The sequence below is a fragment of the Streptomyces sp. NPDC006207 genome (assembly GCF_040613835.1).
Taxonomy (GTDB): domain Bacteria; phylum Actinomycetota; class Actinomycetes; order Streptomycetales; family Streptomycetaceae; genus Actinacidiphila.
Window position 1 is genome coordinate 1 of record NZ_JBEXSX010000124.1, and the last position, 9169, is coordinate 9169.

Genomic DNA, 9169 nt, shown 5'->3' on the forward strand with positions numbered 1-9169 from the left:
CCTTGGCGCCGTTGAACTTCTCGGTCGCCTGCTCGGCCTGCTCGTAGAGACCGTCGACCTTGGCCTTGACGCTCTTGACGGACGGCTTGGCCGGCTCGGCCTGGGCTGCCTGGGCGGACAGGGCGACGGCTGCGGCGGCGGTCGCGGTGAGCACGGTGACACGTGTGCGACCGGCCTGCTTGGGACGACGGTGGGACGCCACTGGCGCGAGCTCCTTCTTCCTCCGGCCGCCTGCCGCACGCGTACGGCACTGGAGAATCGGCGAGGACCTCCGCCGCCATCCCGAATGGATGACCGACCGGGCAGAGGTTCGAGTCACGACACTAATCATTGACTCGAGCCCGAATCAAACCCCTGGAGGGAAAAAGCCGTCCAGCCACTATTTCTTTACCCGCACCATCCTTCTCCACCGATGTGGCGCAGGTCACACTCCGAAAAGTTGCCTCAATACCGGGCGCATTTCAGCCACATCCGCATCGACCCTGGATACGCGCCATCAATACCCCTGACGGGATTTCCCACATTCGGGCCGCCGCGAAGTACCGCCTTTCCGGCGGCCGCCGTCGGGCCGTGCAGTTGGGGGCGGTCGCCTCATCCCTGTCCGCGAAGGAGGGGGGATCCACCAAGTGAAGCCCTTGGGAAGCCTGTTGCTGTCAGCAGCGACATCTGCCGCCGTGTTCGTCACCTGGGCCTACGGGACGTTCTCCGGCGGCATGGACGTACGGGAGACCTGCGAACTCGTGGCGGGCGAGCATGATGATCCCGACTACAGGGCAGCACACTTCAAGGAGTTCGCCCAGGTCTTTCCCCTGCACAACAAATGCAACGCCTCATACGACCTGGTTCCAGGATGGGTCAACGCGGCCATCCTCGTCCTGGCTCTGGCGACCGTGGTGCTTCTGGGCAAGGCCGTCGCGGGGACCGTCCACCATTTCAGGTACCGTCGACGCGCAACGGCACCCTCTGTCCCTGCCGGCAGCTGACCCTCGCCTTTGCGCACGGGGCTGTGTCAGTGCCCCGCCGCATACTGTCGCCCATGCAGATGACGGAACACGCACTCGCTCAGGCATGGCAGCGGACGGTCGCGGGTTCCGACCTGCTCGACGACGCCATGCTCCCGCCGATCGGCACGTCCCCCGACCAGTACGCACGGCGCGCGGGCCATCGCGGCGGCCTCCTCCTCGTCCTGGACGAGGACGGCAAGGTGCACGGCTACAACGGCCCCTACCAGGAGGTCTTCGCCACGCGGGACGTGGACCAAGTGCTGTACCACGTCGCCGAGCAAGCGGTCCGTCACCTCGCCGAGCACATCGTGGCCCACTCCCCCGGCCAGGGCCCCGTCGCCAACCTCGTCGCCGGGCAGGCGAAAATGCTGGAGGAGATCAACCCCGCCTGGGCAAGCCGATTCCGCAGCGGCGGCGTGGACGGAACGCAGGCGGCGCGCCCGTGCGGACGCGACCCGCTGGAAGGCCTCGCCTGGATCGCCCGCACCTGGCGGGATCAGGACCCGTACACCAACCGGAACATGTAGCCGCCGGGGCACGTCTGTCAGACCTGCACCGCATCGATGGCCACGACCGCGGCCACTGGGACACCGCCTGGACGTCCTGCTGCTTCGGGCAGGCGGGCGACTGGGCGTTCCTGATGTACCACGAGACGCCGCCCGGCATCCGGGCAGGCGCAGCGGAGCTCTCCCGGCTCGGCGTCACCGAGACGGTGTGCCTGAGCGCCTGCTCCGCGAAGGCCATCTACACCTTCGACTACACGCGCGACGGCGCCCGTGTCGACGACGACTGGGGCGTGCTGGAACTGATCGGGTACCACCGGGGCCAGGCCCCCTACTACCGGGGCGGCCGGCTCGACTTCCTCAACCAGGCCATACGCCGTGCCGAGCTGGACCACCCCGAGCTGACCGACGCGTTCGAACTGTACTTCCACGCCCTGGACGACGCGCTGGGTCTGCGACTTCCCCAACGGGACATCGAGGAGGGAACGGTCCGGGCCGCGCTGTGGGCACCGCGGGCCCCGGGCCGGGGTTGACGGTCCGGCGGGTCCGGCTCCCGGGACACCGGCTCCGCCCGCTCGCCCGCTCGCCCGCCCGCCCGGCGCGTCCGCGCGTGCACCCGGGCGGCGGCGACGCCACCCGGGTGCGGCCGGGTCATTCGCGCGAGAACAGCCCGATGCCTTCGGGAATCGCGCGCTCGGCGCCGCCCGTGGGGTGGTTCCGGACGACCGGCGTGCCCGACAGGGGATCACGGGTCACGAGGGTGGAGGAGCCCCCGCCGTCCAGGTTCACGCCGTCGTCGGCGCCCACGGCCTGGAAGACTCCGGCCAGTTCGGCGACCGTCAGTCCGGCGCCCGCCTCCGCGCTGCCGTCCAGCACCAGGAGGTGGAGCAACCGGCCGTCGTCGCCGATGGCGGCTCCGGTCCTGGTCGCCACGGCCTTGTCGTCCAGGCCGGGCAGCGGCGCGCCGTCGCGCAGGACGGGATAGCCGCCGACCGCGAACTTCAACCGCTTGCCGCTGGTGCTCCGCAGCTTGTCGGAGACGCGGACGCGCTCGCCCGACCGGAGCGTACGGAGCGCCGCCGCCCCGCCTTCGCGGCCGACCAGGACCACCGTGCCGGGCTCGATGGCGCCGGCGCCGATCGTGTCGGACCCCGAGACCACCCGGCCGTCCCGCACCGTCACCTCATAGGCGTCCGTGGTGCAGTCGGCGGCGCGCAGGGTGTCGGTGCCGCACACGGCGCGCCGGCGCGACACGTCTCCCCACCGCGAGTCGAAGGCACCGATCCCGCCTTCGGGGATCGCGTACTGGTTCAGCCCCTCGAGGTCGAACCGCTTGCCCTTCTGGGCACGGACCGTGCCGTCGAGGGTGAGTTCGTCCAGCCGTGCCTTGTGGTTGTAGCCGACGCCGATGACGTCGCGGGTCGACGTCCCGGGCGGCAGACCCGGTCCGAAGCGCTGACCGTTCGGTACGGCCGCCTTGAGCGCCACGCCGTCGGAGACCGCCGGTCCGACCGCGGAGCCGGTCGCCTGGACGCCAGGGTGCTGGGTCTCGTCGATGTTGAAGAAGTCGGCGTTGACACCGGCCACCGCCCCCTGTGCCGCCGCCAGTTGGGACAGCTTGGCGCGGGAGGCGACCTTCCCCGGTGAGAGCAGGCCCACCGAGACATGGTGGTCGCGCAGATCGGCGGTGACCACATGGCCGGTGACCGTGCCGTGCGACGCGGTCACCGAGAAGGACCGGTAGGTGATGCCCGGCGCGATCGTCACGCCGTCCGCCATCCGGACCCGCTCGACGGCGTTCGCCTGGCCGGCCCCTGAGCCGAGCAGCATCGTCGTCGTGATCACCGCCGCCGCGGAAACGGCTGCCCCGCGGACCCGGCCGTTCGTTCTCGTCATCTGATGTCCCGTCGTATGTGCGTGCATGACGCACGAGTACTGGCCGGAGCCATCAGAAGGGGCTTGGGAGACGTGCCGGTGGCAATCTCCTGACGGGTCGACGAATCCTGGCGGGCCGTGGGCACACAAATGCCCTTGAGCTCACGGCCGGTGGCCACGGAGAGTGGGTCCATGGGTTCTCGGCGCTTCGTCTTCCTCGATCCCGACGGCATCAGCGCCGGCGGCTGGCTGTACGCGGTGGTCGAGGCGAGGACCGGGGTCTTCTACCAGCAGCAGTACGGGGGAACGGCCTGTCGGCAGGGGCAGGTCGAGGGCTTCCTTGTGCCGCTGCACGGCCCCGATGAGCTGGCCGCGCTACGTGAGCTGTTCGAGAAGGATTTCCGCGGAACCGGAACCTGGAACCACACCTGGCCGGATGACGAGCGGGACCGGCTCCGTGGTGCCATCGGCGCCCTCCGCTACTGGGCGTCCGACGGCACCACGGAGGAGCCGCATCCGCTGCGGCTGGACGAGAGCCGGATCCGTGAGGCCGATGAGGCCTGGGTGCCGGTGATCACACCGGACGGCCCCGCGGTGCTGATGTGGTGCAACTCGGACTGAACGCCGCGATCACCTGTGTGCCCTGTGCCGGCTGAACCAGGCCGCAGGGGCGCGGTGTTCTCCGGTCGAGCGAAGCGCCTCTCGGCGACCGTCACGGGTGTCTCCATCCGGTCCGCCCGCCGGCGCTTGGGGTCGCTAATCGGAGTTCTCCCACACGAGGACCCCGGGACCATCCGGTGTCACCACCGGAACCCACGCCTCGTCCACCTCGGAGAGCCGGGATTCGTCGAGCATGAGCGGCGCAGGGAAGACGTCGTCCCGGTTCGCGGAGCCGAAGACGTGGAAGGCGACCGCTGCCCTCAGCCGATCGAGCAGGTCCGCCGGCCAGTCCAGCCCTCTGGCCCCGGTCCCCTGCAGCTCCCCGACGAAGATCTCCTTCAGCTCGTCGTCCAGCCCCCGCCCGAAGACCGGGATCAGGAAACCCTCTTGCTCGTACCGGATGCAGCCGTAGCCCCCACCCTGGTTCTGGTAGACCACGCCGGTGGGTGCCGCCACGATGACGAAGACCCAGCCGTGACCGGAACCTGTGTCAAGAGGGTCAAGGAAGATGTGCCGCTTGCCACCGTCTGCGTCAGTCATGATCAGGAGGATCGCACGGAAGTGCGAGTCGGCTCACGACCGCCCGGGCTCCGGGTGCGTCGCCGGAGACGGACTGGACGCGCCGGACCATCGACGGCCGGCCCGGCAGGCACGCCTACGCGAGGGCCGAGCCGGCCTTCCACTGCTCCCAGGGCATGTTCCAGCCGTTGAGGCCGTTGTCGGGGGCGATCGTGTGGTCGTGGGAGTGCTTGACGACGACCACGTCGCCGATGAGGGAGTTGTTGTAGAACCACGCCGCGTCCTGCCCGGAGTCGCCGCCGCCTTGGACGTCGTTCAGGCCCACGCAGCCGTGGCTCACGTTGGAGTTCCCGAAGACGGAGTCGTTCGCCCAGTAGTTGCCGTGGATGAAGGTGCCGGAGGTGGACAGGCGCATCGCGTGCGGGACGTCGGGGATGTCGTACTCCCCCGCGTATCCCACGGTGGCGCCGTCCATGCGGGTGGAGATGAGCTTCTGGGAGATCACCATCTGCCCGTTGTACGTGGTGCTGCCCGGTGCGCCGGAGGTGATCGCGATCGTGCGGACGGTGCTGCCGTCGCGCTCGACGCGCATGGTGTGGGCGGCGGCGTCGACGGTGGAGACCTGACGGCGGCCGACGGTGAAGCGGACCGTCTTGTCCTGGGTCCCGTAGGCGTTCGCGGCGCCCTTCACGCCGTCCAGGCGCAGGCTCAGGGTGACCTCGGTATGCGCCTTCCAGTACGTCTGGGGGCGCAGGTCCAGGCGCTGGTCGCCGAACCAGTGGCCGACGACCTCCTGGTCGCCGTCGCTGGTGACGCGTATGCCGCGTTCGACGGCCGCCTTGTCGGTGACCGGCTTGTTGAAGGTCAGGGACACGGGCATGCCGACGCCGACGGTCGAACCGTCCTCGGGGGTGAAGGTGCCGATGAGGCGCTCGTCCTTCGTGAGCGTGGTGAACGACAGGCGCCGGGTCTGCGTCCGTCCGGCTTCGTCCGAGGCGTGGACGACGAGCCGGTACGAGGTGCCGTGGGCCAGGGTGCCGTCCGGGGACCAGCGGCGGTGGTCGGCGGCGACGGTGCCGCGTACCGGATCTCCGCCCGCGGTGGTGAGGGTGACGGACGAGATCTTCCCGCCGGAGACCTCGACGTCGCCCGCGCTGCGGATGGATGCGTGCCGTTCGCCGTCGGTGGCGCCCGTGGTGAGGCGGAAGGCGGCCGACGCGGCCCGCAGCTCGGGCGAGGAGGCCGTGGACGGCGCCGTCCCTTGCGCGGCGGGCGCGGTGGCGGGCTGCTGGCCAGCGCAGGCGGTGAGCACCGACGCCCCGGCGACGGCAAGGGCGATCACGGTGCGGTGGGGAAGGGACGACACGCTAACTCCTGTGGACCGCGGAACTGTCATCGGGCGAGAGAGGCCGCGTCGCCCATGACGACGACGGGGTGGTCGGCGGGGTCGAGGGCCTGCAGCAACTGCTTCATGTGCGTCTTGGAGACGCTGACGCACGCGTGCGTGGGGCCGCCGTGGTCGACGTGGATCCATATGCCGCCGCCACGGTTCGCGCCCATCGGCTGGGCGCCGTTCATCGGCGACGTACCTGGCTGGCGGTTGTAGTTGATGGCGATCACGTAGTCGAAGGAACCGGCGAGCGGTTCGCCCAAGAAGCCGGTATCGCTGATGGAGAAGGCTCCGGAACGGTGGTAGGGCAGCTTGGTGCCGGGGTCGGCGAGACGTCCGCCGGCGTCGGTGAGACCGAACACCCCTATGGGGCTGTGCAGATCGCCGGCGTAGTGCTCGTCGGTCCAGCCCTTGTAGCCGTTGTGCGCGGCCCATTCCGCGCCCGGACGCCAGCCGCCGTCGACACGCTCCCAGAGCACGACCTTCGAGGACGACGACTTCTTGCCGGCTCCCGTGACGAGGACGACCTGCCGGGTGCGGGCCGGGATCTGCGACAGGGTCTTGGGGCCGAGCCCCGGCAGTTGGGCGGGGTACTTCGGCTTCGGAGGCTTCGGCGATCCCGTCGTCCGCGGTGTGGCGGGGGCGCCCGCCGGCTGACCCGTCGCCGGGTCGGGGGCGTCCTGGACGACGGAGGCCGTCTCGGGGGAAGGCGTGGGGTTGGCCTCGGGCAGGTGCTGGTAGGCGGCGATGCCGAGCGAGGAGACGATGACCGCCGCGGTCGCCGATATGTAGGGCCTGTGGAGGCGCATGGGTGCTGGCTTTCTCACGAGGGCGGGAAGTCGGGGGCGGCCCCGTGGCGGGGCGCGCGGTTCCGGCCGGGGACCGGACGGTGTCGGTGGGCGGTGCGGCACGCCGGGCGTCAGCGTCCGTGTCATGGGGGCGGCCCTGGGCCGCGAAGGGGGTCTCACACCCGTTCAACCGGGCGGACTCCAGTTCGGGTTGCCCGGATGTCGGGGACCCGGGCCGGGACGCCGGGGAAACGGGACATGCCGGTCATGCCGGCCGTCGCCCGGGGATCCGCCGCGGCGCGTCAGCGGCGGATCCCCCGGGTCCGTCAGTCGGTGCTCGCCGGGGGCGGGGCACCTTTGTGCGTACTCCTGGTGGGCCGGGCAGAGCGCGGCCACGGGCTCAGCTGCGGGCTCAGCTGCGGGCGTTCTCCGGCACGGTGATCTGGTGCTCGCCCCAGCTCATCCTGGTCGTCGCGTTGTAGTTCACCGTCGTACCGGCGACGAGCCCGGCTTCCTCGGCCCGGGCGGACGGTTCGGCCAGGACGAGCACGTCACTGAGCATGGCGCCGGTGGACGGGTCCACGATCAGCCGCTCCCGGGTCGTGCCCAGCGGTCCCGGGTAGCTGATGGGGAAGTCGACCCCGACACCCTCGCGTCCCAGGGGATCGGTGACGCGCCCGGTCACCCGGACTCCGGGCAGTTCCGCCATCACCCGGTACGCGGCCGCCCGGACGGCGGGCTTCACGGGCATCGTGATGAGGTTGCCGGCCTGGCGCAGGATCCAGGCGCTGCGCGCCGAGGCGCCGGTGTCGGCGCCGCCGTCCTGCGCGTACAGCCGCTCCAGGTAGCGGCGCAGTTCCGCGCTGGTGGAGGGCAGTGCGCGCAGGTCCTTGTAGGTGACGTTGTGCGGGCCGACGGCGTAGATCTTGTCGTCGACATTCGTCCGCATGACCATGGGCCGCCGCCCGGTGCCCATCACGGTGACGAGTTTGCCGGTCCCGGTCTTCTTCCCGACCTGGAACTCCACCGTGCCGGGCGAGCCAGCGGCCTGCCAGCGGGCCTTGTCGGCCGCGGTCCGGGGCTCGGTCACGGAGTCCACGCCGGAGACCATCAGGCTCCCGGTTCCGGGCCGCACGCCCACCGACCACTCGTCGGTCGACGCGCTGCGCACGGCGAAGAGGTGACCCTCGTCACCGGCGACGTCCACGTTCTCCGAGCGCGTGGTCGTCTGCCAGTAGGTTCCCTCGGCGACCGAGGTCTCCGCCTGCCGGGCCGCACTGAGCAGTTCGATGTGGCCGTCGACACGGATGTCCGCGCCGGTGCCCGGGACCTCCGTCCCGGCGGAGGACCGCGGCTGGGCGGCCTGCCGGTCCGCCGGCTCCTGCCAGTCGAGCGCGCCCACGGCCACCACGGACGCCGCCACGGCTGCCAGGGCCACCGCTCCCAGCGGCCGGAACCCGCTCCTGCGGCGCGGCGCGAGGAAGCGCGCCGCGGGGCCGTCCGTCGCTCCGGCGACGATGCGTGCGAGGTCCTCCCGCTGCCGCGCGGGGTCCACGAGCCGGGACGGGTCCAGTTCGTCGGGCCGTGCGTCCGCGAGCACCTTCATGACGTCGGGCCGCCCGGACGGCTTGTGGGTGTTCTTCACGCGGGTGCTCCTTGGCGGTGAGTGGGGTACGAGGTCTCTGCGGAGGGCGCGGACGGCGGCTCTGCCACGGGCTCCGCCGGAGGCGCAGCGTCCAGGGCCTTCTCCAGCCGGCGGCGCGCCCGGAAGAGCCGGACGGTCAGCGTCGCGGTGGTGCAGTCCAGGACCTGGGCCGCTTCCTTGGCGCTCAGGCCGTGCCAGGCGATCAGCGTCAGCAGTTCCCGGTCGGCCTCGGGCAGGCTCGCGAGTGCCTGCAGCGCGTCGTGCCGGTCCGTGACCTGCGCCGCGACGTCACCGGTGCCGGTCCGGGCGCCGCTGCTGATGCGCCGTGCCTCCTCGGCGGCCAGGAGGTACTGGTGGGCGTCCCGGCGACGCAGTTCACGCACCAGGTTGCGGGCCACACCCAGGAGCCACGGCAGTGCCGGATGAGGGATGTCGCGCACCCGCCGCCAGGCGACGGTGAACGTCTCGCTGGTGATGTCCTCCCCTACCTGCCGTCCGACCAGGCTGGTGGCGTAGGCAAGGACACGCGGATGGCACTCCTCGTAGACGTCCCTGAAGTGCTGGGCATGTGTCACGCGCCGTCCCCTCATCTCTGCTCTCTCACCATGCAGTGAGCGCCGAGGCGCGTTTCTTACATCCCGGATCGAGAATTTCCGTGGATGTGGTCCACATCACGCCGGGGAGCCGGAGCCTGACACCGCCTGGCCCGGAAGGCGTCGGGACGGCGTGAAGGCGGGGATCCGCCGCCCCCCGATGGCGTCCTGCGGGGGGAGGAAGAGCCAGGC

Annotated in this window: 10 protein-coding genes and 1 pseudogene; 4 read left to right on the forward strand and 7 right to left on the reverse strand. The window is 71.0% G+C overall.

Features of this window, described 5'->3' with window-relative positions:
- Positions 1–202: pseudogene (locus ABZ312_RS44445) on the reverse strand (hypothetical protein); the annotation flags it as partial.
- A gap of 424 nt (positions 203–626) precedes the next feature.
- On the opposite strand from ABZ312_RS44445, the gene ABZ312_RS44450 reads away from it, so the two are divergent.
- The 3 genes from ABZ312_RS44450 (at position 627) to ABZ312_RS44460 (ending at position 2040) form a co-directional block, all read left to right on the forward strand.
- Complete coding sequence (locus tag ABZ312_RS44450; protein ID WP_500440169.1) at positions 627–983, forward strand: hypothetical protein; 357 nt, start codon at positions 627–629, stop codon at positions 981–983.
- 53 nt (positions 984–1036) lie between these two features.
- Complete coding sequence (locus ABZ312_RS44455) at positions 1037–1531, forward strand: hypothetical protein (protein WP_500440170.1); 495 nt, start codon at positions 1037–1039, stop codon at positions 1529–1531.
- A 113-nt stretch (positions 1532–1644) separates the two neighbouring features.
- Positions 1645–2040: a hypothetical protein gene (locus ABZ312_RS44460; protein ID WP_500440171.1), complete on the forward strand. Its 396-nt coding sequence runs from the start codon at positions 1645–1647 to the stop codon at positions 2038–2040.
- Positions 2041–2158: 118 nt separating this feature from the next.
- On the opposite strand, the gene ABZ312_RS44465 is transcribed toward ABZ312_RS44460, so the two are convergent.
- A complete protein-coding gene (locus ABZ312_RS44465) occupies positions 2159–3403 on the reverse strand; it encodes a phosphodiester glycosidase family protein (protein WP_500327438.1) in 1245 nt (414 codons plus the stop codon).
- Positions 3404–3574: 171 nt separating this feature from the next.
- Between ABZ312_RS44465 and ABZ312_RS44470 the strand changes: the two genes are divergently transcribed.
- Positions 3575–4003, forward strand: coding sequence for a DUF6210 family protein (locus ABZ312_RS44470; protein ID WP_500440172.1), 429 nt, complete (start codon positions 3575–3577; stop codon positions 4001–4003).
- A 135-nt stretch (positions 4004–4138) separates the two neighbouring features.
- On the opposite strand, the gene ABZ312_RS44475 is transcribed toward ABZ312_RS44470, so the two are convergent.
- The 5 genes from ABZ312_RS44475 to ABZ312_RS44495 all read right to left on the reverse strand — a co-directional run bounded on the left by ABZ312_RS44475 (position 4139) and on the right by ABZ312_RS44495 (position 8959).
- The gene (locus ABZ312_RS44475) at positions 4139–4582 is read right to left on the reverse strand and encodes a DUF6210 family protein (protein ID WP_500327441.1); all 444 of its coding nucleotides are present in this window, start codon (positions 4580–4582) and stop codon (positions 4139–4141) included.
- A 115-nt stretch (positions 4583–4697) separates the two neighbouring features.
- Positions 4698–5927, reverse strand: a complete 1230-nt coding sequence (locus tag ABZ312_RS44480; protein ID WP_500440173.1) for a L,D-transpeptidase — start codon at positions 5925–5927, stop codon at positions 4698–4700.
- 26 nt (positions 5928–5953) lie between these two features.
- Positions 5954–6760 (reverse strand): L,D-transpeptidase family protein, encoded by an 807-nt coding sequence (locus ABZ312_RS44485; RefSeq protein WP_500440174.1) that lies wholly within the window; start codon positions 6758–6760, stop codon positions 5954–5956.
- Positions 6761–7151: 391 nt separating this feature from the next.
- A complete protein-coding gene (locus ABZ312_RS44490) occupies positions 7152–8384 on the reverse strand; it encodes a CU044_5270 family protein (RefSeq protein ID WP_500440175.1) in 1233 nt (410 codons plus the stop codon).
- Positions 8381–8959: an RNA polymerase sigma factor gene (locus tag ABZ312_RS44495; protein ID WP_500359735.1), complete on the reverse strand. Its 579-nt coding sequence runs from the start codon at positions 8957–8959 to the stop codon at positions 8381–8383. The genes ABZ312_RS44490 and ABZ312_RS44495 overlap by 4 nt, the downstream gene beginning before the upstream one ends.
- Positions 8960–9169 lie beyond the last annotated feature (210 nt).

Excerpts from the sequence above, each read along its gene's own strand:
- ABZ312_RS44475 (WP_500327441.1), bottom strand. The coding sequence starts at position 4,582 with ATGACTGACGCAGACGGTGGCAAGCGGCACATCTTCCTTGACCCTCTT.
- ABZ312_RS44465 (WP_500327438.1), bottom strand. The coding sequence starts at position 3,403 with ATGACGAGAACGAACGGCCGGGTCCGCGGGGCAGCCGTTTCCGCGGCG.
- ABZ312_RS44485 (WP_500440174.1), bottom strand. The coding sequence starts at position 6,760 with ATGCGCCTCCACAGGCCCTACATATCGGCGACCGCGGCGGTCATCGTC.
- ABZ312_RS44470 (WP_500440172.1), top strand. The coding sequence starts at position 3,575 with ATGGGTTCTCGGCGCTTCGTCTTCCTCGATCCCGACGGCATCAGCGCC.
- ABZ312_RS44460 (WP_500440171.1), top strand. The coding sequence starts at position 1,645 with ATGTACCACGAGACGCCGCCCGGCATCCGGGCAGGCGCAGCGGAGCTC.
- ABZ312_RS44455 (WP_500440170.1), top strand. The coding sequence starts at position 1,037 with ATGCAGATGACGGAACACGCACTCGCTCAGGCATGGCAGCGGACGGTC.